The sequence below is a fragment of the Mycobacterium lepromatosis genome (genome assembly GCF_000975265.2).
In the GTDB taxonomy this organism is placed as follows: domain Bacteria; phylum Actinomycetota; class Actinomycetes; order Mycobacteriales; family Mycobacteriaceae; genus Mycobacterium; species Mycobacterium lepromatosis.
In genome coordinates this window covers 1,032,633-1,057,278 of record NZ_CP083405.1, presented here as the reverse complement: position 1 = coordinate 1,057,278, position 24,646 = coordinate 1,032,633, and the positions used below count along the sequence as shown (strand labels likewise).

At 56.6% G+C, this 24,646-nt stretch carries 13 protein-coding genes, 1 tRNA gene and 6 pseudogenes; 13 read left to right on the top strand and 7 right to left on the bottom strand.

What is annotated here, in order from left to right; translation table 11 throughout:
* Positions 1-643 precede the first annotated feature (643 nt).
* The gene (locus MLPF_RS04900) at positions 644-814 is read left to right on the top strand and encodes a hypothetical protein (RefSeq protein ID WP_237817104.1); all 171 of its coding nucleotides are present in this window, start codon (positions 644-646) and stop codon (positions 812-814) included.
* Here the strand turns inward: MLPF_RS04900 and MLPF_RS04895 are convergent.
* From MLPF_RS04895 to crcB, 3 genes and pseudogenes are all read right to left on the bottom strand, one after another.
* Positions 811-1,041 (bottom strand): hypothetical protein, encoded by a 231-nt coding sequence (locus tag MLPF_RS04895; protein ID WP_237817102.1) that lies wholly within the window; start codon positions 1,039-1,041, stop codon positions 811-813. The genes MLPF_RS04900 and MLPF_RS04895 overlap by 4 nt on opposite strands.
* Before the next feature lie 564 nt (positions 1,042-1,605).
* Positions 1,606-1,770, bottom strand: a complete 165-nt coding sequence (locus tag MLPF_RS04890) for a DUF190 domain-containing protein (protein ID WP_237756000.1) — start codon at positions 1,768-1,770, stop codon at positions 1,606-1,608.
* Between the two features lie 408 nt (positions 1,771-2,178).
* Positions 2,179-2,534, bottom strand: a pseudogene (gene crcB, locus MLPF_RS04885) (fluoride efflux transporter CrcB).
* A gap of 521 nt (positions 2,535-3,055) precedes the next feature.
* Here crcB and MLPF_RS04880 point away from each other — a divergent pair.
* From MLPF_RS04880 to MLPF_RS04865, 4 genes and pseudogenes are all read left to right on the top strand, one after another.
* A pseudogene (locus MLPF_RS04880) lies at positions 3,056-4,671 on the top strand (phosphohexomutase domain-containing protein).
* Positions 4,672-4,737: 66 nt separating this feature from the next.
* Positions 4,738-4,810, top strand: a tRNA-Ala gene (locus MLPF_RS04875).
* 261 nt (positions 4,811-5,071) lie between these two features.
* Positions 5,072-5,257 carry a hypothetical protein gene (locus tag MLPF_RS04870; protein ID WP_156147168.1) on the top strand — a complete coding sequence of 62 codons (186 nt, stop codon included), beginning with the start codon at positions 5,072-5,074 and terminating at the stop codon, positions 5,255-5,257.
* Positions 5,258-5,560: 303 nt separating this feature from the next.
* Positions 5,561-6,590, top strand: a pseudogene (locus MLPF_RS04865) (flavin reductase family protein).
* Between the two features lie 870 nt (positions 6,591-7,460).
* Here the strand turns inward: MLPF_RS04865 and MLPF_RS04860 are convergent.
* Positions 7,461-7,977: pseudogene (locus MLPF_RS04860) on the bottom strand (TetR/AcrR family transcriptional regulator).
* Positions 7,974-8,297, bottom strand: coding sequence for a DMT family transporter (locus MLPF_RS04855; RefSeq protein WP_045843382.1), 324 nt, complete (start codon positions 8,295-8,297; stop codon positions 7,974-7,976). The pseudogene MLPF_RS04860 and the gene MLPF_RS04855 overlap by 4 nt, the downstream one beginning before the upstream one ends.
* Positions 8,298-8,566: 269 nt before the next feature.
* On the opposite strand from MLPF_RS04855, the gene MLPF_RS04850 reads away from it, so the two are divergent.
* Positions 8,567-9,943 (top strand): L-serine ammonia-lyase, encoded by a 1,377-nt coding sequence (locus MLPF_RS04850; RefSeq protein ID WP_045843381.1) that lies wholly within the window; start codon positions 8,567-8,569, stop codon positions 9,941-9,943.
* Between the two features lie 721 nt (positions 9,944-10,664).
* Here the strand turns inward: MLPF_RS04850 and MLPF_RS17105 are convergent.
* Positions 10,665-10,927: pseudogene (locus tag MLPF_RS17105) on the bottom strand (PPE domain-containing protein).
* Between the two features lie 1,010 nt (positions 10,928-11,937).
* Here MLPF_RS17105 and MLPF_RS04845 point away from each other — a divergent pair.
* Complete coding sequence (locus MLPF_RS04845) at positions 11,938-12,261, top strand: hypothetical protein (RefSeq protein ID WP_045843380.1); 324 nt, start codon at positions 11,938-11,940, stop codon at positions 12,259-12,261.
* Between the two features lie 194 nt (positions 12,262-12,455).
* A complete protein-coding gene (locus MLPF_RS04840) occupies positions 12,456-15,767 on the top strand; it encodes a LuxR family transcriptional regulator (protein WP_045843379.1) in 3,312 nt (1,103 codons plus the stop codon).
* Between the two features lie 681 nt (positions 15,768-16,448).
* On the opposite strand, the gene MLPF_RS04835 is transcribed toward MLPF_RS04840, so the two are convergent.
* Complete coding sequence (locus MLPF_RS04835; RefSeq protein WP_156147166.1) at positions 16,449-16,601, bottom strand: hypothetical protein; 153 nt, start codon at positions 16,599-16,601, stop codon at positions 16,449-16,451.
* A gap of 736 nt (positions 16,602-17,337) precedes the next feature.
* Between MLPF_RS04835 and MLPF_RS04830 the strand changes: the two genes are divergently transcribed.
* From MLPF_RS04830 to MLPF_RS04815, 5 genes and pseudogenes are all read left to right on the top strand, one after another.
* Complete coding sequence (locus MLPF_RS04830; RefSeq protein ID WP_045843385.1) at positions 17,338-18,246, top strand: EAL domain-containing protein; 909 nt, start codon at positions 17,338-17,340, stop codon at positions 18,244-18,246.
* A 1,224-nt stretch (positions 18,247-19,470) separates the two neighbouring features.
* The gene (locus tag MLPF_RS04825) at positions 19,471-20,217 is read left to right on the top strand and encodes a hypothetical protein (protein WP_045843377.1); all 747 of its coding nucleotides are present in this window, start codon (positions 19,471-19,473) and stop codon (positions 20,215-20,217) included.
* Positions 20,218-20,248: 31 nt separating this feature from the next.
* Positions 20,249-20,407 (top strand): annotated as a pseudogene (locus tag MLPF_RS15570) (cytochrome P450); the annotation flags it as partial.
* Positions 20,408-20,476: 69 nt separating this feature from the next.
* Positions 20,477-22,636 carry an Rv1355c family protein gene (locus MLPF_RS04820; protein WP_237817257.1) on the top strand — a complete coding sequence of 720 codons (2,160 nt, stop codon included), beginning with the start codon at positions 20,477-20,479 and terminating at the stop codon, positions 22,634-22,636.
* Between the two features lie 17 nt (positions 22,637-22,653).
* Positions 22,654-24,525, top strand: coding sequence for a putative bifunctional diguanylate cyclase/phosphodiesterase (locus MLPF_RS04815; protein ID WP_045843374.1), 1,872 nt, complete (start codon positions 22,654-22,656; stop codon positions 24,523-24,525).
* The last annotated feature ends 121 nt before the right edge of the window (positions 24,526-24,646 follow it).

Genomic DNA, 24,646 nt, shown 5'->3' with positions numbered 1-24,646 from the left:
CCCAGCAGACGTTAGTGCTCGGTAGGTCTAGTTAGGAGATCGAAGTCGTGTCGCGCTGGCCCGAGAGCATGATCGGTTACCTGCAGTGGGCGTGGCCGAGCCTGATTGGTGACTACACCTTCGGGAACCCTATGGCGGCTTTTCGGGCACACCAATCCGGGTGGCCGTGGTATCGCCAGAGCCAACCTAGTTGCAGCGCAAGTTCCTCAAGAACGTGCATAGCCTTGACAAGTGGTAGTATTTTGTCAATTCCTGCCACCTCTACACCACGACGCCGAACAACGTCGTCGGCGCCAATATCACCGCTGTTTATAAGGTGGTCATCCAACTTGCCAGTAGTATCAACGTCGCCGTGGCTCTTATTAGCCTAGCTCATTGGGTAAGGAAGCTTGGCGCAGTAGGTTTTGGCTCTGGTACACAGAGCACTGTGTTGCGCTGGCAGAACCAAAGATTCAACGGGCTTTGCATAATTGTGTCCAGGGCTGCCGCTCGCCCGAGCCGTTGTTGTTGTGTGGTGGCCGGGGGTGTTGGTGTTTGTGGCAGGAATTGTTGGTCGGTTTCATAGGTGGCAGGTGAAGTAGTGTTCTGGTGTGCCATCGCTGGCCGATACGGTCGGGAGTTTGGTGGGCTAGCCTAGATCTTGTTGGCGCTGGGTGTTGGGGGCGCTTTCGGGTGCATGCTATGGCTGTGGGGTGTCTGTTTGTTCACCGGCCCTCGGCCAGCCGGTGTGCCCCCGGCTGTGTTGGTGCCGTGTTGGTTTCACAGTTCGTCGATGACCTCGCAGCCGGTGATGACGCGTACGGCGGTGCTCTAGCCTAGGGCAGTACTTGACTTTTTGTGGGGATCGACCGCGGAAGGAAGATAAAAGCCATCCACGGCGTGATCTGGTGACTTGTGCGCGTGGCGGGCTAACACATCACCAGAAAAGCGCAACTGATCCCCGGCCACCCGCCACACCAGACGCACCCCCAGCATCGCCAGCTTCGATGTCGCGGCCGGTGACCAACACCAACTACTCGGCGGCCCTTGCAAGCAGCCCACCTACGCCGCGACCAACCCTAAACCACCAACACAACCCACACCACCGATCCCCACCACATAACCCACCACACCCCTCAACCACACAAAACCAAACCCAAAAATCAGCACATCCTAGGACCCGAAAGAGGCTTAACCTCGAGTTGGATTGCCAGGAGGCCAAGACCTCGTCAGCTGGTTGACGATATCGAAATTGTGTGCAATAGACTCCGACGTGTCGACGATGATCGTGGTTACTGGCACCTTGCGGGAGAGCTGAAAACTCGTTTGTCTCCGTGCGGTTGGTGGTCTCCATGACATCTCCAAATTCCGTCCAACACCAGTTGCGCCTCGCGCCGTTCCGGACCGCAGCAGTCGTTGGACGAGCGCGGTGGATCGGCAATCTATCGTGTCGGGTGGTTTCGGCGGTATAGACCATCAGCTTTTGCCATAGGGTGTGTCTGTGCTCATCGGTCATCGGCAGTGGCTGGGGACGTCCAAATAGTTGGTCGTCGCGTTTGCAGATGCATCCTCTCTTGACGGTCAGCAATGGGTTGGGTAGTTCGGTGGAGGCCGCTGATACTTAATTTATGTAGAACCGATGCTGATGATCATCAAAGGAACATCGACGTTGGGGCCGAAAAAGCGGGCCCGGGGACGCTCACCATGTGTCACGCCGTCGACGTTGAAGAGTACTATGCTGCTGGCGAATCCGTGTTGATACAAGAGTTCGCATATCGCGTACTGATCCACCTTCCCGGCGGTGCGCTCCTGGCGGCCGACGTAGATGGTGAGTTTGGCGGCATCCCCATCGTGGTTGTCGAGGTCGCCATGCAGGACCGGTCACCAGCGTCGCCTGCTTCATCGTCAACAGGCCGTGGCTGGTCATCGCGGTCATGTGGCGGACGAGAGAGGATTTTTGGCTCGACATCGACTTCGGCAATCGCCCCCACGGGTTCTTCAGACAGGCTGAGCTATGCGTTGCTGCGCAGCTTGTGGCTCGGTCTGAATTTGGCGATTCCGTATAGCATCACGCTGGTTGCTATACGGCGGGTGCCGAGCAACTCTAGCATTGAGTCCGCCATAAGCCGACCTGAAGCTGCGTCGTCGAAGCACGTTGCCGCTCGCCGAAGTATCCCGTCAACCTCAAGCCCTGCTGGTTCATAGTTGCTCAGCAGCCCATTGGCCAAGTACCGCGGCGGTCATACCCAGCACGACGCTGATGACGATATTGGCAAATGCCGAACGTATTTGACGTTCCTCGCCTAGCCACTGGGTTTCCAGCAGTCAAGTGGAAAATGGGATGTAGACGTCGACGAACGCGGTACCAGCCAGAATGGCCGCATTCTCGTTAAACGCCAAGCCGTCCAGGAATCCCGGCAGCGCGGCATTGCTAATGTTCACTGTCGATGTGCCTAACGGAAAAACCGGCACGTGATCGCGCGGTCCACCAGGAAATGTAGCATCGAGGTGATTCCGCCGATGCGTAGGAAGCCAGCCCAGATTGCGACCGTCATAGCCGCGGTGCCCGTTATCAGCGCACCTGCACTCGATTGTACCAAAACTGTGGTCAGCTGCACCACCAGCCATCTCGCCATGATGTTGATCACAGGGTAGCTGGCGTTCAGGTTCCAATCGCCATGTTCGATTATCTTCAGCGTTCTTGACCGGGCATGGTCGAAAACGTGGTTTACCTGCCAACAACCCGCTACCGAGCAGAGGAGAGCCGATAACTTGACAGCGGCCAACCGTTCCAGTAACTGGGTGGTGCAATAACCCCGCCAGAAAGGTGCTTACGATATTGATTATAGAAGTTGCCCGTGGCCAACGCCCCGGGTCTAGGGTCGTGAGAGCGCGCAGGGCTACGCGGGCCACCGAGCCCAGCTATGCCGCCGACGAAGACTGCGACTAATTCTCGATGATCTGGAATTCTATGGATTACTTTCGTTTTACCGATGTATTGGGCAATGCATGATATAATTAGAACTGCAGACCAGGTAAGCCCGAGAAACGTCGAGCATGGGCAGAATGGGTAACTATGGTGACCAACTCGCGCGCCGGTCAGGCGGCCCAGTCTGAGGACATCCTCGATCTGCCGTATCTCGTCACCGCATAAATACACCATCGGACGACATAGCACAGCAGGTGGTGTTCGGCACGTCGAGTCATCGTGGGTCGGCGCTGGGCGGGGCATTCGATGAGGCTCACATTCTGGCCATCACCCAGGCCATCGTCGAGTATCGCGCCGCGCGGTGTTATGCATCGTCCGTGACACGCATAGCTTTTCTGGACCAGCATAGGTTTCGGCGTTGGAGGTCCTCGCCGCCAGTGAAGTGCTAGCGGTGGCGGATCCCCGCAATCACTATACGCCGACACTGGCGATCAGTCACGCGATCCTGACCTACATCTGCGGTTGCACCGGACGCGCTGGCCGACGGGATCGTTGTGACGCCGTCGCATAACCCGCCGTCTGACGGAGGTTTCAAGTACAACCCTTGCATGGTGGCCCGGCTGATACCGTGTGACTAACGCAATCGCGAAGCGCGCCAATGAGATTCTGTGTGGCGATGGTTCGGCGGTCAAGCCGCACACCACTAGCTAGCGCGCTACAGACCGTAGCGCGCTACGATTATCTTGGCAGTTATGTCGATGACTTGCCCAAGATGATCGACATCGCTGCGATTCGCGGAGCTGGGATTCGGATCGGTGTCGATCTGTTCGGCGTGGCCAGTGTCGACTACTGGGTCGAGCTTGCGTAACGGTATGGTCTGGACCTGACTGTCGTCAATCCGTTGATCGACGTTATGTGGTGGTTCATGACGCTTGACTACTACGGCAAGATCCGGATGGACTGCAGCGCACCAGACGCGATGGCCTCGCTCATCGCCAACTAGGACCACTATCAGATCACCACCGACATCGACGCCGACTCCGATGGCCACGGAATCGTGATCCCCGATGCGGTTTTGCTGAATCCGAACTATCATCTCTAGCGGTGGTCATTGGCTATCTTTACACGCACCGGCCGTCCTTACCGACCGGCATAGCGGTCGGTAAGACCGCGGCCAGTTCCTCGATCATCGACCGGGTGGTCGTCGGTCTCGGCCATGGGCTGGTCGAGGTGCCGGTCGGGTTCAAATGGTTCGTCGACGGTTTGCTCGACGGCACGATCAGCTTCGGCGGCGAGGAATCGGCGGGGCGTCGTTCCTGCGGTGCGATGGATCGGTGTGGACCACCGACAAGGACAGCATTATCCTGGCGTTGTTGGCTTCCGAGATCCTGGTCGTCACTGGTTTGAACCCCTCACGGCGCTACCAGGAGCTGACCGACCAAGTAAGGCATCTCGTCGTATGCCTAGCTTGACTTGCCCGCTGACCATGATCAGAAAACTCGGCCGGCCAAGCTGTCGGTAGATCGGGTGGAAGGCCACCGAGTTGGCGGGTGAGCCGATCACCTCGAAGTTCACCGCCGTGCCGGGCAACGCTGCGCCGTTGGGCGGCTTGAAGGTGACGACAGCCAACGCGTGGTTGGCCGCACGGCCGGTCGGGCACCGGGGATGTCTACAAAATCTACGCAGAGTCCTTCAACGGACCGGGGCATCTGGCCGAAGTGCAAAAGACCGCCTGCGAGGTGGTCAATCAAGCTATCGGGTAAGGACGCCTGATCAGTGACTTTGAACGCTGCCTGGTAGTGGTGTAGCTTCGATCCGCACAACTTCTCGGGGCTATGGCGCAGCTGGTAGCGCACCACACTGGCAGTGTGGGGGTCAGGGGTTCGAGTCCCCTTAGCTCCACTAGGGAAGAAGTCGTGTTATGAGTTCGGTTTTTGAATGTTTGACTACAACGGCGGCTTCATTGATGACCACTGGCTAGACGACTCTTCGTCTACGAGTTCGAACAAAGTGCCCATCGAGTCCAGGGCATCGCGCCGCACAGTCTAATCGAACTGTGTCGCCAGGATCCGCTGCACGGTGGTCGGGGATATTCCCATAGTAAACACCAGGATGGTGCAGGAGTGGCGGAGATCATGCATGCGAAGCTGCGGGATGCCCGTGTTGATTAGTGATTTCGAAGGCGTCAGTCTGGTGGCGATGGAAGGCGATCTCGGTGCCGGTCGGGTCGTTTCGGTCGCGCTCCCGGAAGACATTGATCGCATCTGGATGCAGGATTTGGCGTTCGACCAGTTCGCTGACTGCTCATCCAGACTCGAACGTCAGGTTCAACGTGAGAGAACCGGTTGATTGATGACTACCTCAATGGACTCAACTCCGACCGCGTCAACATGCCCGGGCCGGAGTTGGCTCCCGGGGCGCAGTCGCCGTAAATTCCGGTCCCGATAAAGGTACTGGTATTGCGCCACTACATATTTCGTTTCGCCTGCCTTGCAGAGATTCACTGGCTTGCAGCAAAATCGTCCCGATCAAGGTTGGGCACTAGGTCGTTACCTCGCATCCCGACGTCGTCGGCCGGCAAACCGGCGGAGTGGGTTGACCTGGTCATCGAGGGTGCCGTTCCCGTGGAAGATTTTTGACCAGTATAGCTAGATTTGTTTTTCGCAAAGCATTTGGATTCGATATAGTAAAACTGCTGATTTGTACGGTCGCCACAAGTGCGACCGCTCATACATCGCGTTGTGGGGTGCAGTTATTCTTCTTCGGAGGCTTCGTGTCGGCGTCACAATGGGCGCCAGCGCGGGTGGTATTGGTGCAGCGGACCAACACCTCGGTGATCATCCAATGTGAACTGCGCACGCCCAACGTGGTCGCATTAACGTTGGCTGAAGCGTAAGGCGGATTATTGCCGTCCTGAACGCCGTTTGTGCTCATTGATATTCGGTTGCCCCTCGGGCCGCCGCTAGTACTCGCTATGCAATTCGCCCGAGCAGCGCACGGCGATGCAGGATATCCTCGAGGTGGGCGACATACGTGAGTTCGAAGGTCCTCGCAACGCTTTCTATCTCGTCACGGATGAACAGGAAGTGTTGTTCGTGATCGGTGGCATCGTAGTGACGCCAATCCTGCCGATGATTTAGGTGGCTGGGCAACGTGGCATCAATTGGCGCGCAGTCAATACCGGAAGTATTCGCCAACACATACCGCTGCTGGACGAACTGGTGGCGGTGGCGCCGGATCGGGTCACCCTATGGGCTAACGACGAGCACAGCCGAATCACTACGGCAGCATATATCTTTGCCGACTGAGCATCGAGGACGGCTGTTTACGTATGCGGGCCCGCCCTTCATGCTGGAGTCGGTGCGTATAGCACACAGCCAACACCCTACTGTACTACGAATGGTTCAGCACGCCGCTGCTTGTCGAAGAAATTTGAAGTTCGCACGCTTGCAGCGGGTGTTCAGCGTGCCAGCGAACCAATCGGCCCTGGAAGTGATGCTTGACCGCGACCCGACCCACCCCCTACTCGTGCCAGCAAGGGTGCTGCGGGACCTGCAAGGTCAAGGTGCCGTACGGAGAAGTTGCTTGCCGGTGCTGCATTGCAGAGGGCGATGACGAAATACTGCTTTGCTTCTCGCGAGCGAGAAGTGATCGGTGCTTGATCGACAATGGCCTACGATGACAGTGGATACCGCGGTTAACAACTGAGCTGAGATGGATCATCACAAACACCGTTGCACGGCAATCTGTTTCATTGAACAGCCAGCTCCGTACGATCTCCCTCGAGGACAGATACTACTCCCGGATGAACGATCAGATCGTGGTGTCATTGTTATAAAACGCGATTCGTCGGATCATCTGCTGACCGTCGTGGTCGGGCGTCCAATTGGTCGCCGGCGGTTTAGCAGTGAATGCGGTAATCGCTACTATTAACCCGGAGTGCTATCTGCGCCGCGACGAAGACGACGGTCGGTGGCTTGCATATCGACCCGATGCCAACAGGGCTGCAGTCAACTGCGAATTGCCCATTAACCCACTGCCGGGCGGCCGACGAACATACGCTCTTACCGTTCCGTTCTCGGGCCATCTACAGGAAATCTCATACCATTTGCTCTGGAGGATAGCCACAACGTGGCTTTTCCAGGATATTTCGCGGAAAAACCGATTATAATGTTGTATAGTGATGTGAATGCGTTTCTCGATCTGGTCGAGATAGCATTTGTGATATTCGGCGGTACGAACTCTTACCCCAGAGGATGTCTGCACCGCGGCATGCTCTGCTACACTCAGTGGAGAACGCGGCTATAATCGGGAATAGGGTTGGCGTATTTCTGAGTCTTCTTGAAGAGGAGATAATAAGATGTCTTGCAGCAGGAATACCTAGCTCTTGACCTACCGCTTGCAACAGCGCAGCTGGTGCCCTCTGTGAGGCGCAACGTCATGAGTTTGGAACAGAACCTGGGACCCATGCAGCGACTTGTCGTTCAGCACCGCAACCTTGGAATCGCTAGGGACAATCCTTGGCCAGTTTGGCGATGGCGTCGGTGAGTGTTTAGGTACTGAGCGGCGTATCGGTGATTAGCGAGTTTAACGTGGCGCCATCGACAAACACGATGACCGCTTCCGCGCCCTGTCGCCCTATGCTCGGTTCCAACAGCGCGACTAGGGTATCATACTCCTGCCGCGCCAGGCGCTGCAATTCCGGTCAACGGGTAGTTGCAGTATACAACTTAATTGAGTATGCGATGTCGGTTTCGGTCGGCCAGGTAATCGACGGTGAGCTGGGCAAATGCGGTGGGAAGCTCGGAGTTCTTCTTGAGTTCGGGACGCCACTGATCGAGATGTGCAGTTGCAGTGGTCGCCGCGTGCGTGAGTGCGGCATCCTGCAGCGCTTCGAGATGGTTGAAGTAGAAGGTGGTTGAGCCGACCGGTACGTCCGCCTCGCAGGCTACTCGGCGGTGGGTTAATTCGCGGAGGCCCTCCCGGGCGATTATGCGTCCAGTCGTCTCGACGATCGCCTGTCGGCGACCAGTGGGGTCGCGTGGACGACGATCTGAGGCGGCGGTCAATGGACGTCGGCCAGGTTTAACGTGACCACTCCGATGATAATCAGCGCGACGCCAACGATTTTCGCCACGGACACCGGTGAGTCGAGGAATAGCACCGCGATCAGTACGATTGCAGCCGTGCCGATGGCCGACCACAACGCATAGGCGACGTCTGTTTGCATGCCGCGTGAGATCGACAGCGCCAGTAATGTGAAGGTTACTGCGTAGCCGGCCAGACAAGCCAGGGTTGGCACCAGCCGAGTGAGGCCTTCGGTGCTCTTGAGCAGGGTGGTTGCCACCACTTCCACGAAGATGGCGCAGAAGAGGAAGAGATAAGCCACAATGCCTCCCTAGTCTACTAGTGTAGATGTACAAATGCACACTAGGAAAGCGGAAGAATGACTTGCTGGAACGGACAGCTTGTCGATGCCATGATATTCGCCGATAGTTAGTTAGGCTGCGGAATTGCACAGTGCCGATACTGGTGCGATATCCGCTTGACCCATAGCATTTTCATTAGCAGTGGCCAGACGTGTGGAGGTTGTCGATAAGCGCTGTCAATGTGTAGGGGGATGGTGGCTGCTCGACCCGAAACATCCGAGGATTCATCATGACCATCAGCGTGTTCGATCTGTTCACGATCGGCATAGGGCCGTCCAGCTCACACACGGTCGGTCCAATGCGTGCTGCAGCACGTTTCGTCGAAGGCCTAGCTGCCAACGGTTTGCTCGAGAACGTGTGCGACATTCGTGTCGAGTTGTTCGGATCGCTGGCGGCAACTGGTGCGGGCCACGGCACCATGTCGGCTATCCTTTTCGGGCTTGAGGGGGAGCATCCCGAGAGGCTTGATGCCGATGACATGGCGACCCGATTGGCCTGCATGCGCGCTGCCGGGACGATCTGTCTGGGTGGATTGATCGTGATCAAGTTCACCGAGGCCGACATCGTGTTGCGTCCACAGACGGTGCTGGACCGACATCCCAACGCCATGACGATCACTGCGATCGCCTGCAACGGAACCAAGCTCGCTGCCGAGACTTATTACTCGGTCGGCGGCGGATTTGTCGTAGCGCATGGCGATCCACCCGATGGCGCGGAATGGACCACTGGTGGGGTGTCTTTTGGCTCGGCGGGTGAGTTGTTAGCATTGGCGGCCACGCGCGGAATGTCGATCTGCGAGCTGATGGCCGAGCACGAGCAGAGCTTAAGGCCCGCGCAGGAGGTACGTGCCGGTCTGCTAAACATCCGTGACGTCATGACGCAATCTGTTCAGCGAAGCATTGCTCAGGGCGGCTACTTGCCTGGTGGGCTGAAAGTGCGTCGTCGCGCACACTCCTGGCACGAGCGGTTGTGCGCCGAGGATCCGAATCGCGATCCGGTGTTCGCCGAGGACTGGGTGAACCTGGTCGCGCTGGCAGTCAACGAGGAGAATGCCGTGGGCGGAAGAGTGGTAACCGCCCCGACTAACGGCGCAGCGGGCATCATCCCCGCTGTTTTGCATTATGCACAGCATTACTGTCCCGCCGGGCAGGCAGATCCAGACGATACAAGCGTGCGGTTCTTGTTAACTGCGGGGGCAATTGGTTCTCTGTACAAGGAGCTGGCCTCCATCTCCGGCGCGGAGGTCGGTTGCCAGGGTGAGGTGGGGTCAGCGGCTTCTATGGCCGCTGCAGGCTTGGCTGAAGTCCTTGGTGGCACACCGGCTCAGGTCGAGAACGCGGCTGAGATTGCGATGGAACACAGTCTCGGTCTAACCTGTGACCCAATCGCCGGTCTGGTCCAGATTCCGTGCATCGAGCGCAATGCCATCTCGGCCGGCAAAGCGATCAACGCCGCTCGGATGGCTATGCGTGGCGACGGTACCCACCGAGTGAGCCTCGACGAGGTTATCGCCACCATGAGGGCAACCGGCCGGGACATGAGTTTCAAGTACAAGGAGACCGCCGCGGGAGGACTCGCCATCGCGGTCAACGTCGTCGAATGCTGAGCGGGTGGCGCGGTTGCCGGCGGAAGCACGGGTTCGGCTCGTAAGTTTAATCGCCGGCGGCAACCGACACATTCGTCAATTCGCTGCATTGACCAACCCCACGTCATCGGTAGAAGCGGTGCCTGTGGACCGCCACTGAACCCGCCATCCAACGTGACTAGCTCCGAAGCGCTAAGGAGTGGTGGCTCGCAATTCTACTGTCCTGGCACCTTGATCTGAGAGTGCCACCGACGGCATGATATCATTGGGTGGCAATTGAATGTTCTCGATGACTCGTTATTGTCTGATGTGGTCAAAACTTGCAGTGATGGTCGTGTGTGTCTGCAAAACCTGTTTCCAGCTGCGACAGGTAATTGACACCGCGCGGTATCTTAATTCCCACCAGAAGCAACACCGCGCTCGTAGCGGCGACTGCGCCGACTGAGCCAACTCCTCAGGTCAGAACCGCAGTAAATAGCAACAACCAGGACAGTCAGAGCTTCAACTAATCCGCCGAACGAGCCCATCAGGCCTAATACACCGGCGGCGACCAACCACCGGATCCCGAAGCCAGCGGCATAAGAAATAACCCGCCATTAGCCCGATCTGCACGGACCTGTGCCAGGTCGCGACGAGCTAATTCCCAGATGCTGCTGATTACTGCAACAGTGTCGTCTTGGGCTGCGATGATCCCTAAAACCTTAGTTTACTAATCATACTCATGCCGGGTTTTTCCAATCGCTCACCCGGGTGTGATGTGCGGGATTGCGACCACTGCCGCGATAGAGACTGTCTGATAGACTTCCATAGTGTTGGGATCCTGGGTCCACATTTGCGCGTAGTTGTCCTCATTAGCTGCAATCGGAATCCTTTTGTTCCCAAAAAGTTCGTACTTACTAGTGTTACACGTGTTACGTGATTGGCTGCCAACGCATCCACTCTCGGCATTGTCTCCAGCGCACTCACATAGACCGTTACCATGACCTCATGCTGAGCCGCCGCCACGTTTCATCCTGCATCCCAGTTAAGACAGCACCGAGTTCTTCTGCCGACGAAGCGTGTTGTTATTTTCAGCGAATTCCACGTTTCCGCTGTCGCCAATAGTGGGTTTGGTCCAGGACCCGCGCTCAAGTAACACCGAAGATTCCTGTAGCGGAGCGGCAGATCAAACGCCACTTTCCCCGGTGCCGTCATGCCAAACCCCACATAGCGACGTCGCCCCCGCCACAGCATCACCGGCGGTATGGGTGGCGCAGAACTTAACTCCACCAACGCCTAAATTTCACCTTATGGACAAACTACTCGCTCCCTGCAATGGTTAACGCAACACATTCGTCACCCACCGCGCTAAAACCGGACGTAGTTTACAGCGACATCAGGTCAGCCGAGTGCGGCACCATCATCTTAATTTCCTGTTGCGCAACTGTGTATGCAGCAGCCAGCTGATACGTCTGGGTTGACCTACGTGACTGTCCACCGTCATGCCTGCATGACCAACAGCGTTTCTATCCACACTTCTTCCGGCGCATCTCACCCGCACCCGTCCGCAACGAAGGAAGATACCATCCAGTCCAGAAGCGACGTCGAACGCTGCGAGTACTGTATGAGTGATTTTGATGTTTTGCGGTGCGTTGAGTGTAGTGGCCGCGGCGTCTGAGACAGAATGCTATCCCGGTGCATTACAACTGCCTGCAGTATACCCACCATTAGCGACTTGCATTTGCTGTCGCCTAGTGCCTGTTGGCCAGTTCAGCGGCCATTCTGAGGGCTAGTCATGCCCGTTGACTCTACGTAATCGGAACTGGATCAAATACGTAGCTGCGCCGATGTAGTTGGAGCCGATGTAGTTGGACTCGTGTTGCACGAAGATTACAAGGATTAGGTGTGGAGATTGTCAGAACCGCCGGTGGCAAAGCCGCCTCGGCAGTGGAGTGTGGATTACATAAATCTCGTTGCAGCACATTGTTGTGCACGGAAATCAGGGTCGAACACGATGCATCGACTTGTTGTAGCTGATGCGCACTGGTAATGGTACGGCAGCAGCAAAGGAAAGGTTGGACATGATGGTCACCGTAACTTTGAGCAACGGGCAGGTCATCAGGTTGGACACAGATGACACCGAGCATGAAATGTCCGGGTCGTATGCCATCGATGACGCTGGCGTGCTGATGATTGAGTCCAGGCAGGTCAGGAGCACAGGAGAAGTGGTGGTCACACGCCAGCGTTTTAGTCCGGCCGCGTGGCAGTGCGTTGAACAAGACCACGCCATTGGGTATTCTGATGTGCTACCTTGGACCGCCGGGGTGATCGGCTCCAGGGTCTTGAGTGGGCAAAGGTGATGGCGCCCACGGTAAGGTGTCGACTCGCCGTCGGTTACCGAGTCTGCCGACTTGTGAGATGTCAGCAGGTTGATCGACCGAGAATCGTTTTCTCTCCAAGTATTTGGCGCAGGCTGTGCATGTCCACGCAGCAAAGCCGTGGTTAATATGCATGGCTGAGTGTGTGTCGGGGGACATGTATTCTCTTGGGCGAGATGCAGAAACCAGTATCCGTTGGCGCTGATTATTTGGCTTCATGTCTGGTGGCTCGGCTGAGATCGACCGATATACCGACGGACCTTAATCGCGGCTGCACGGTGACGTTGTTTCTGGTTGACGTCGAAGGCTTGACAGAGCTGTCTGAAAGAGAATCCGATGACGCAGTGGACGCAATCACACGCCTGAACTGTGCGGTGTCAGAAGCTGTCGCGGCTCACGGCGGAGTGCAACAGGTTGTCCAAGGGGCAAGAGGAAACTTTCTAGCGACGTTCGCTCGTGCTAGCGACGCTACAGCTTGCGCGTTAGACCTGCAGCTGGCCCCGCTCGTACCAGTTCGGCTGCGTATCGCTCTGCACACCGGTGAAGTTCAGATATCCAATGATGATGTCAATGATGTGGTTTTCATGATGGTTCAGGCTGTGGGACTGCTCGATTTGGCATGCGGAGGACAGACGGTGTTGTCATCTACCACAGGTGATCTCGTTGTTGATGGGCTCCCCGCTGATACGTGGCTGGTGGATCACGGCAGTCACCTATTGCGGGATCTGGCTCGGCCAATACGTGTCATGCAGTTGTGTCACCGTAATCTGCGTAATCTCCGCAGAAACCTTCCCGAGCTAGGTATCCGGACTGTCCCTGGCGGACGAAGTCTTCCGGCGCCGCTCACCACTTTTGTGGGTCGTGCTGCGCAGATCAAAGAACTTCAAGAGCTGCTGACCGAAAAACGGTTGTTAACGCTGGTCGGTCCAGGGGGAGTAGGCAAAACGCGGCTCGCGTTACAGGTCGTCGCCAGAGTCGCAGACGAGTTTAGTGGCGAGCTGGCGTATTTCGATTTAACGTCGGTCACCGATCACGACATCTTCCCGATTGCTGTGTTAGACAACCTGCTCTGGTGCATCGGTGACCGACGCATGCTGGTGGTGTTGGACAACTGCGAGCGCCTTCTCGATGTGTGCGCGGAGGTGATGACTACGCTGTTGGGCGCTTGCCCGTCGTTGACGATTTTGGCGACCAGTCGCGAGCCGATCGGGGTGGCCGGCGAAGTCACATGGCGGGTTTCAATGCTGTCATCTGCCGATGAAGCGGTCGAATTATTCACAGACCGAGCTGCCTTGGTTCAACCCGGTTTCAGTGTTACCGATGGCAACCGTCAGATCGTGACTGAGATCTGTCAGCGCCTCGACGGCATGCCTTTGGCGATTGAGCTGGCCGCCGCACGGATACGCACGTTATCGTTAACCGAGATAGTCGATGGTTTGGAGGACCGGTTTCGACTGCTGACTGGTGGTCCACGTACCGCGGTACGACGCCAACAGACGCTCCGTGCCTCGATGGATTGGTCGTATGCATTGCTGACCGAAAGCGAGCGGGCCTTGTTTCGTCGCTTGTCGGCAATTTCGGGGAGGTTCGACCTCACGGTGGCCCACGCGATCGGACACGATGATCTTGAGGAGCCTGATCAGGTTTTCGATCGGTTGACTATGCTTATAGACAAGTCTTTGGTCATGGTTGAAGGCGAACAGGGTAGCTCGCGGTACCGGTTGCTGGAAACGGTGCGCCAGTACGCGATGCAGAAACTCGAAGAGTCCAATGAGGTCGACCTTGTGCGTGCTCGTCATCGCGATTACTACATGGCGCTTGGGGCCTTGTTGGATACTCCGGGAGACATCGACCACCAGCAGCTTGTTGAGCAAGTTGAGACCGAGCTTGACAATCTGCGTAGCGCATTCGCATGGAGCTGTGAAACCGGCGATACCGCTGGCGCACTGCAACTCGCGTCCTCATTACAGTCGATCTGGTTTGGTCGGTGCCACATGTATGAGGGGTTGGCCTGGTTCGGCTCGATCCTTGAACACAAAAATATCGAGCATCTTGTTGCTCCCAAAGCGGTTTTAGCTCGCGCGGTTGCCAACAAGGTTATGCTCCACGCCATATTGGCCAGCAGTCCACCAGACGGCAGTGACATCGTCGCTCAAGCTCAACAAGCTTTGACTATGGCACGCGAGATAGGTGACCCTGCTGTTTTAGCTCGGACGCTTACTGCCTGCGGTTTCAGCGGTGGCTACGACACGGAGGTGGCTCGGCCCTACTTCACCGAGGCGGTTGAGCTCGCGCGAACGCAAGGAGATAAGTGGACACTGAGCCAGATTCGGCTTTGGGGAGTTGTTGGATTCTGCGTTTCAGGTGACCCGGTTGCTTTGCGAGTAGCGGCTGAGGCGGCCGACGATCTCGCTCAAGAAATCGGTGATCGGTTCGTTTCGCTACAGTGCCGTTTACTGCTAGCCATTGCACAGTTATGGCAGGGCGATATGGACGGAGCGATCGTGCGATCGGGTGAAGTTGTTGCCGGTGCTGAAGTGGCCCACGATGCAGTGACGAGAACTTTCGGTCTGTATGTTCAAACTCGGGCGCTGGTGCATCGCGACGTCAGCGCGGCCCTGGTTACGGCCGGTATGGTTGTCGAAGCCGCAGCGCAATTAAGTGGGGTGTATCAAGGTATTGGCTATGCAGCAATGGTTTTTGCGTCGTTGGCTGCGGGCGATGTTGCCGCGGCTGTCGAGGCCAGCGAGGCATGCCGGCCGCACCTGGATGTTGACCACGGCCTGGTAGCGATACACCTCGAACTCATGGCGAAGGTCGCTTTGGCAAGAGGCGATGTAATCATGGCACGACGCCTCGCCGACAATAGTGTTTCTGCGACCACTGGTTGGCATCAAATGGCGGCCTTGACAACGCGTGCGCGCATCGCGATGACGCAGGGTGAACCAGAACTGGCACGAGCTGATATCCATGCCGCGCTTGCGTGCGGCGCCGACATCCAGGCATCTCTGGGCATATCAGACAGCATGGAATTGTTAGCCGAGCTGATCAGCAAGGGTGGCAACCATCGTCAAGCCGGGCGTCTTTTTGGTGCGGCGTCTGCGCAACGTGAGAGGACAGGTGAGGTCCGCTTCAAAGTCTGGGATGCAAGCTATGAGGCCGCAGTGGCGGCTCTTCGTGGAGCGATGGGCTGCAGGGATTTCGACTCCGCTTGGGCAGAGGGCGCCGCCATGTCCATCGACGACGCGATCACCTACGCGCAGCGCGGGCGTGGCAACCGTAAACGACCGACCACCGGCTGGGAGTCCCTAACCCCTGCCGAACACAATGTAATACGGCTCGTTAGCGAGGGGCTAGATACCAAAGACATCGCGGCACGGCTTTTCGTCTCCGTTCGCACCGTGCATACTCATCTCACCCGCATTTATTCCAAACTTGGCCTCACCTCCCGGGTCCAACTTGTGCAAGAAGCTGCGCGCCACAATTAGTGTTGCGGCGTTCTCTACAGCGCCGCTATGCGCGTGCTCTCCATCGCTGTGTCAACTTGGGTCGGGGCGGTGATTACTTCGCCGAGTTTCAACGTTTGTGCCAGGCGGTGTTGTGGGCATAGCACCTGGATGTGTGTCCTAGTAGCGGCCAACTGATCGAGTATCGGCCCGATCCGGTCGGTACTGGTTCAAGGATTAACGCGGCGTCAGTTGCCACTGCTAGATCGACGTTGAGTAAGAACCGATACCCCCTTCAAAGTAATAGACGTGGTCAATTAGGACTGGTGGCCTGTGGTGCTTTCGGTGGTGCTGTTACTGTCAGATACGGTGGAACCTCATCGGTGCACACAGCGCGGTGGCCGGTACTCAAATTACGTGTGACGATTGACAGGTCTGGCTTCGGCGACACAGCACCTCGTGCATCTGGTGACGTGGGGGGCTGGGATCTTTGTCACGTGCGTATCGCAAATGTTTTGAGTAGAACCAGTTCACGTATCGTTGCCGTGTCATTGCGGGTATCGGTTCGGGTGTGTGCTGTCAGCGTCGTATTGGTTGATCGCGCCGGGTGCTGTTTGTCCGAACGGCTTGGAGCGCGGACATGCCTGCTAGTCGTGCATCGGAGCCGGTGCTGGCTCAACGACTCCACGGGCGGTTCTTGCTGACGAGTGTAACGCGGCCTAACTAGTGCTGCAGCACCGGCTGGTCGGCGGTTGCGGCCATATGCTCAGACAACCGCAGCAGCCCAGACTCGTCTACCCTGTGCGGGAGGTTGTAGGTCAGCTTGCGCAACTTGACAGCGCAGTCGCACAGTTCCTGCCGAAGCTGTGTCCCCATCGTGCATTCGCCATGGTTCAATGGTGTTGAAATATTTGGTAACATCCACAAAGTCCGTTCCGCGGATCAATCTTGCACATGCTAGCCCATCATTTGCCATCGCTGAACAATAAGCATTTAGCGCATCTGCATACATCCAGCACTGATACCGAATAGATTTTGCTGTGCCCATCGCGTCACTGTGTGGTTGTTCCATGCTCCTCGGATCTAAGTCCTAGGGGCGTTCCACAGTTCATCTTCACACGGATCAATGATTGTATCAATAGTTTTCAGATGATCGTAAGTTATTAACCTTGTGTGGCAGAGTAATTCGGCAGCTTAAGAGTTGGATCCGGACTACCGGAGCTGAAATCAACTGAGGCCAGTCTAGTGTAGCCGGCAGTGTTCTTCAGTCGGAGTTACTCATGACCAGTTACTAGGTCGGTTTTCTGCTTCAGCCCGGCACGGCTTGTGCTTTTGTCTTTGTAGTTCGGACGTCGAGGTGGGTAGCTTTTGAGTTCTTTACGTGAAACAGTGGCCAGTTGTACGTAATATTACCGATGATTTTTACTACGCAGCATCGCTAAAGTCTTAATCATATCAATGATTAATGGCTAGGCATCGTAGCCCAGCTATAGTAGATTATTAGAGAGAATGAACTGGCGTGATGTCGGCATCGGAAGTTGCGAGTTGCGGTGATTCTAATGGCGTATCTGTGGATGCCCTGCGTTACGCCGACATAGAATGTCTGTCGACATTGCCTACCGAGGGCGCTATGTTGAGCAGTTCGCTGCCAGATTGGTTTAGCGACAGGCCAGCTGATTCGCGCGGCAGTGGGGAGGTGGAAGACCAAAGCAGTGGATGTTTTTATGGCCATCACGATCGCAAGCAGCGGAACGTCCACGAGGGTCTGTTACAGGTGATTCCTGCTGCACTGGATCGCGGAGAATTTTTCCTCGTCTACCAGCCGATTGTCCGGCTTAATGACAAACGCTTCATCGGTGTCGAGGCGTTACTGCGTTGGGCGCATCCGACATTGGGCACCCTACTCCCGGCGCGATTCATCAGCCTCGCCGAGCAAAACGGCATGATCGTTCCGCTCACTACCTTCGTGATTGAACAGGCCTGCCGACACATCCGCAACTGGCGTGACGATAGCACCAAGCCGCGACCGTTCGTAAGCGTCAACGTTTCGGCCCGCAACATCCGTGATCCCGATTTTCTCCCGATGGTTAAGCGAGTGCTGCGCGACACTGGTCTGCCTGCCCACGCGTTGCGGCTCGAACTCACTGAGAACGCGAGCCTGAGCATAGATGAGGCATCGATCATCAGGCTGCGGGATCTGTCCGCGTTAGGCGTGGGTATAGCGATCGATGACTTCGGTACTGGATTTTCCAGCCTCGCTTATTTACGCAACCTACCCGTCGACATGGTTAAACTCGCGGGCGAGTTCATCGAAAACCTCGGTGGTGACATCCGCGGTCGACTGGCTGATGAACAGATCACCCGAGCAATGATTGACCTTGCCTTCAAACTCGGGATAACTGTTTGCGCCAAACGAGTTGAAAAGCCTAGTCAAGCCGCTAGGTTGCGTGATTTCGGTTGTGACGCTGCCCAAGGCTGGCATTTTGCGAAAGCACTACCGGCCGACTTTTTCACTGAGTAGTAGGTCGGGTAGTGGGGGGGAATCTATGGTGGCTCACAGCCAGCAACCTGCTGTGCGTGTCAATTAGTTGTAGCGGTGAGCGAGGGCCTCCATCGATTTTTGGGACTGACCTCATTGACGAGGTAAAGTTCAACTGTCACAAACCTCAAAATAATTAATATTGCGCAAGCAAATCCCTGAGGTTTGTTAATGACACCCGGCGGGGCGGTGCGTAGAGGGGACGCATTTCCCCGTCGGGGAACCACTGAAATTTCGGGGTAGCTCTGGTCAGGACTGCAGTGCTGCTCTGTTTCGCGAAAGTATACGCATGGTTGTGATAATGCTCGGCCTCGACAAATGTTGGTGTGGAGGGCGTCGACTATGTGAAACGGTTCGTAGATTAGGTCGACGAAAACTGCCGTTGTCTGGCTGAGGCCGGAGCGGTCATGTCTGGCGCAGTGGAGGTGACGCGCCTCGATGCGAGAATAGACGTTATTGAGACCTCCTCCGGTTAGCGACAACGGTTCTCTTTGTCGATTCTGTAGGTGTGTGGTTTGCAAACGATGCTGTTTGAGCTGCTGACAAAGGTCTGATTGCGGCTTTGGGTTGTCGGTTGTCCTGCAAGCGCTTTACGGTCCACTTTGGTCTGGGTTTGGGCTCTCGGTTACCTGCGTAATGGACTCATCAGGCTCGGTGGTAGAGCGGGCCATGACTTTTGTTGAGCGTGATCGATGATGTTCACGGTCCGCCTTCGCAAGATTCGCAGCGTCGCTTGTTAGAGCTCGGAGCTCGCGACGATAGCCGTAACTAATTGGTCGTGCTGAGCGATAAATATCGCAAGTTGAATGACTTTAAGGTCGATGTGCTATCTCGAGCAATTCTGCGCGAATCACACCTACCTAGGCAGATCGGTCGAAAAAGATCGAAGGTAGCAGTGCTAATCGGAGTCAGGAACAGACTGATCAGTTAAGTAATCACAAATTACTTAGTTTTCTTTTTCTGCACGCTATGGTCGTGTATTTAGATATCGAAAGATAAGAATTCTGCGCAGAAATAGCGATATCCAGCAAATTTTTAATTTGTTCTCAGCGTACGTAAAAAATTCGATAAAAGTTCAAATAATTTAGTAGAAAGAATTAGCTTAATATTCCCAAAAGATAGGAAGTTTTCTACCGTTTAGTTCCATTAATAGCAAATATGATGACGTTCTGCTCAACTACCTAATATTCAACAGATTGGAGAATCATGGTCACCGCTCAATTGGATGTGGTTGTACCGCAAGAGTTGTGCCTTCGAGAAAACCTCAGTGTTTGGGCTTCCGATGCACAATGCCGGCTCGTGGTATCGCAGCCCACCCTTGATCCTAAGTTATGGAATGAATACCTTGACGGTGCGTTTCGTACTTACAGCAAATACGGAGTTGAGTGTACTCTAGACCCCAGCGCGGGTGATGACACGCGACTATTTTTCTCTGCGGTAAACATGCAAGGAAAGGTGGTTGGAGGGATGCGCGTGATTGGTCCGCTCGGGTCCGCCGAAGATTCGCATGCCGTGGTTGAGTGGGAAGGTAATCCTGGACTGACTGCGGTGCGTAAGATGATCAACGATCGCGTGCCTTTTGGGGTCGTGGAAGTGAAAACCGCATGGGCTGACAGCGACTCCTATCAGAGTGGTTTGATTGCCAAGGCCTTAGCGCGCCCCGCTTTTACAGTCATGTCTTTGTTGGGGGTGCAATTCATTATGGCGACCGCGGCAGCCCATGTGCTGGACCGATGGCGTTCTTCGGGAGGAGTAGTAGCAGCAAAAATCCCGGTGGCTGCATACCCGGATGAACGCTATAGAACCAAGATGATCTGGTGGGATCGCCGCGTCTTAGCTAACCATGCTGAACCGCAACAACTATCAAGAATGCTTGCTGAGACACGGGAGCTGTTGCGCGACCCGAACGCATGGAGTGGAAGCTGTGCAGCGACTGCCGGAGCCGGTCTGTGACCAACTTGCACGATAACTCGGTGCCGGTCCCAGGGTGTGCATCGGGGAGCGTTTTGCGGGCTCGGAGGCTACTGTGGGACTGGTTAAGTTTATTCGGCGCGCCGCGGTGCAATTGCTTGCCGACAATTTCCCGCTGGTGGCAGCGTTCACCGTGTTTGTTGAAGGTTCGATTCGGACTCATAACTGTTAACTTTCCACCCAAGCCGTTGATTGGAGGCCAGATGCTCGGAACCGGCACCCGGCTACGTCGGCTGGGCGTATGGGTGCAACTCAGGAGGGAGCCGCACGGGTGAGCAATGAGCGTGATATTGACCTGTACGCTCGGATTCTGACCCCTGACGACCCCGCTGATGCTGCGGTGCTGCAGTGGTTGCGGGCTGATCCCAAGGTTGACTTTGTTGACCATCATGAGCGACAACTGCAGGAATTGCTTAGCTTGCTGCCTGCACCCGATCCGCAGGTGATCGCCGAACCGGGCAAGTGGGTGTATTACCCATGGCGGCGGGTGGTCGTATCGATGCTGGGTCCGCGCGGGTTTCGGGCGGTACGGTTGGACCGCAACCGCAACGAGATCACCACCGAGGAGCAAGCTAAGTTGGGCATGCTACACATCGGCATCGCTGGGCTAAGTGTGGGACATGTGATCGCCCACACGTTGGCCGCCCAGGGCCTGTGTGGACAACTGCGTTTGGCCGATTTTGATCGCCTCGAGCTATCCAACCTCAACCGAGTGCCCGCCACGGTGTTCGATCTTGGGCTCAATAAGGCCGAGGTAGCTGCGCGCCGCATCGCTGAACTGGACCCGTATCTGAGAGTGCAAGTATTTGACAATGGTTTGACGTTCGACACCGTCGATCAGTTCTTGGAGGGCCTCGATGTAGTGGTGGAGCAATGCGATTCGCTGGACATAAAGGCTCTTCTGCGAGAGAGAGCTCGCAGTCGCGGCATTCCGGTGCTGATGGCGACCAGTGACCGCGGCCTGATTGATGTTGAGCGGTTCGACTTGGAGCCGCGGCGTTCGATTCTGCACGGTCTGCTGGGTGAGCTTGACATCCGGTTGCTTCCCGAGATGAGTAACCGTGAGAAAATTCCGTATATTTTGCGCTTGCTGCAGGCCGAACTGGTGTCGCCACGCACCGCGACGACGTTGGTCGAGATCGATCGTTCGCTGTCGACCTGGCCCCAGTTGGCAGGGGACGTGGCGCTGGGAGCTACTGCGGTGGCCGAGGCGGTGCGCCGAATCGGTCTCGGGGAGGAGCTGCGCTCGGGGCGAGCGCGTATTGACGTCGCTTCGGCGCTCAATCAGCTCGCCGAGCCGGACATGGCTCGACATCATCCCGCGAATCCGACGCAGTGTTCAGAACCCGCGCTGTCCGGTGTTGAGGGGGATATTGCCGCTGCTGCGATCCGCGCACCGTCGGGCGGAAATCTACAGCCCTGGCACATCGAAGCCGGGCCTGATGCCCTGGTGATTCGGATTGCGCCAGAACATACTGACAGCCTCGACGTCGGTTTTCGCGGCAGCGCCGTTGCGGTGGGTGCAGCGTTGTTCAACGCCAAGGTTGCGGCCGCTGCCCATGGTGTGCTCGGACCGGTAAGCCTTGCTGAGAATGTTGACAGTGCGCCGCTGCGGGTCACCTTGAGTCTAGGTGATGGGCGGAACACCGACTTGGCAGCCATTTACGAGCCGATGCTGGTCCGCGAAACTAATCGCAATCATGGCAAGCCAACAATGGTTCTGGCCGAGACAATTGACGTGTTGCACGCAGCCGCGGAGGCCGAAGGTGCACGGCTGCACCTGCTGACTGCGCGAGATGACCTCGTCCGAGCTGCAACTATTCTGGCTGCCGCCGACCGGTTGCGATATCTTACGCCACGGCTTCACGCGGAGATGATCTCGGAGCTGCGTTGGCCGGGAGATTCTTTTCCAGACACTGGTATTGACGTGCGCAGTCTCGAAATGGATTGGCATCAGTTGGCTGCGTTCGACGTGCTTCGTCGTACGGACGTTATGGAACTCCTCGCGCAGTGGAACGTCGGCGCTGCGCTGGGCCAAGACACCCATGATCGCGTGGTGGCTAGTTCGGCCCTCGCAGTGATCTCGGTGCCCGGGAACGCGTTGGCGGACTACGCTCGTGGTGGGTCGGCTGTCGAGGCGATATGGATCGCCGCGCAGCGACATGGGTTCGCAGTGCAGCCGATTTCGCCAGTGTTCCTCTACGCGCGCGATGTCGACGAGCTACAAGCATTATCTGCACAGTTCGCCGATGAATTGGGCCAATTGGGCAGCGACTTCCACAGTCTGGCGCGTATCCCGGTCGATCACTCCCTCGTGTTGGTGTTGCGATTGACTGTCGCAGGGCCCGTGTCGGTGCGGAGCCGCCGAAGTTTTGAGCGCATCCGGTTGCTGTCGGGCTAAGCGGTTATGGTAAGATCATGACCCGGTCCCTGGACGAACTCGTCACTGCGGTGGCCTCGAAGTTAATGGCTGCAACAGCGGTCACCGCGGTACCGATCGGCGAACGGGTACTGGCTATTCTGGTGGAACATTTCGGCGTCGATGTGAGCTTTCTTCGTCACAATGACCATGACATTCATGCGACCAAGCTGGTTGTGGAATGGCCTCCGCGCGACTACGTGCCTGATCCCGACCCGATCGGTGTGGTGTATTTTGCCGACGCCGACACGATTTTTGCGATGGCCGAGTATCTCAAAGAACCGGCGGTTTTGCGGCCCGAGCCGGCCAATGCTGAATATCAGCGTCGCATCGAGGAGGGCACCGCTGTGCCGGCTGTTTCCCTGGCGTGTGTGCCGTTGCTGTCCGGAGAGATCACCACCGGCGTCCTTGGATTCGTCAAGTACGGCGACCGGGAATGGCACGCCGATGAGTTGCGTGCGCTGCAGGCGATCGCAACTCTTTTTGCCCAGCTGCAGGCCCGCATCGTTGCCGAAGAACAATTGCGTTACTTGGCCGAACACGATGATCTGACCGGGTTGTTGAATCGCCGAGCCCTGATCGCACACCTTGATGAGAGGCTGGCCGACGATCACCGCGGCCCGGTGACGTTGCTGTTCCTTGGCCTCAATCGGCTCAAAGCGGTTAACGATTACCTAGGTCACAATGCCGGTGACCGGCTGATCGAGGTCTTCGCCGACCGACTGCGTGAGGCCTCCGAAATCCCAACGGTTATTGCCCGTTTCGGCGGAGACGAGTTTGTCATAGTGCCCGCTGAGCCGGTATCGGTTGATGTTGCAGAGTCGTTTGCCCATCGCTTGCAGACGCGGCTTCAAAAGCAAGTGGTGATCGACGGCGAAATACTTACCCGCACCGTCAGCATCGGTGTTGCCATCGGTCTCCCGGGACGGGATACCACGTCGGATCTGCTACGCTGGGCTGATCACGCGGCGCTGTCGGCGAAAAGCGGCGGGAGCAAGGTCGTGGTTCTCGACCATGGGATCAGTGCACAGCATACGCTGAGAACTGAGGTTGAACTGCACTTAGCAGGGATGATCGATACTGACCTGGTGCTGCACTACCTTCCCGAGGTAGACATGCGTACCGGCAAGCTCTTGGGAACCGAGGCCTTGGTGCGCTGGCAGCACCCGACGCGGGGGTTGCTATTTCCCGACTCATTTATCCCAGTGGCCGAATCGATTAATCTAGCAGGCAAGCTGGGCCGGATGGTGATGCGCTCGGCATGTGCGGAATTCAGTCGATGGCGCTCAGCCGGCATAGGACTTGATGCGCTGTTGCGCATTAATGTCTCGCCAGTACAGTTGGTCGCCGAAGGTTTCGTCGACAACGTGGCTGGCACTCTCAACGAGTTCGGTCTTGAAGGCAGCATGGTGTGTCTGGAGATCACTGAGAATGTGGTGGTCCAAAACATCGATGCCACCCGCAAGACACTTGCCGGACTCAAGGAGGTCGGAGTGCACCTGGCTATCGACGACTTCGGTACCGGTTACAGCGTGCTGACTCATTTGAAATCCCTGCCGGTGGACACCATCAAAATCGACAAGAGCTTCGTCACCGAACTAGGAAGCAATGCAAGTGATCTAGCGATCGTGCGCGCGATCATGGCGTTAGCCAAAGAGTTTGAACTCGAAGTTGTCGCTGAAGGCGTCGAGACTGCCTTAGCAGCGCAGGTGCTGATGGAGTTAGGTTGTAACCGTGCGCAGGGGTTTCTGCTCTCACGTCCCGTCGACAGCGCGGCGATGAAATCGCTGCTAGCAAACGGTATGATAACCATGGAGTTTGGCACGTGTCAGAGCCCGGCGCCGAGCAGACACCAGATATACCGATCGTAAAACCCGAATGCTGACTCCAACCTTACTTGGGCTTGTGCGCGCTGACCAAGAACTCTGGTAATTTCCGCCCGACCTTTGTCGTCGAGTGTGTTAGCGTGGAACCGTGAGGTTGGGAATTAGT

Coding starts and splice junctions, on each gene's coding strand:
- MLPF_RS04850 (WP_045843381.1), top strand. CDS start 8,567: ATGACCATCAGCGTGTTCGATCTGTTCACGATCGGCATAGGGCCGTCC.
- MLPF_RS04845 (WP_045843380.1), top strand. CDS start 11,938: ATGCGCACTGGTAATGGTACGGCAGCAGCAAAGGAAAGGTTGGACATG.
- MLPF_RS04840 (WP_045843379.1), top strand. CDS start 12,456: ATGCAGAAACCAGTATCCGTTGGCGCTGATTATTTGGCTTCATGTCTG.
- MLPF_RS04835 (WP_156147166.1), bottom strand. CDS start 16,601: ATGGGGACACAGCTTCGGCAGGAACTGTGCGACTGCGCTGTCAAGTTG.
- MLPF_RS04825 (WP_045843377.1), top strand. CDS start 19,471: ATGGTCACCGCTCAATTGGATGTGGTTGTACCGCAAGAGTTGTGCCTT.
- MLPF_RS04820 (WP_237817257.1), top strand. CDS start 20,477: ATGGGTGCAACTCAGGAGGGAGCCGCACGGGTGAGCAATGAGCGTGAT.
- MLPF_RS04815 (WP_045843374.1), top strand. CDS start 22,654: ATGACCCGGTCCCTGGACGAACTCGTCACTGCGGTGGCCTCGAAGTTA.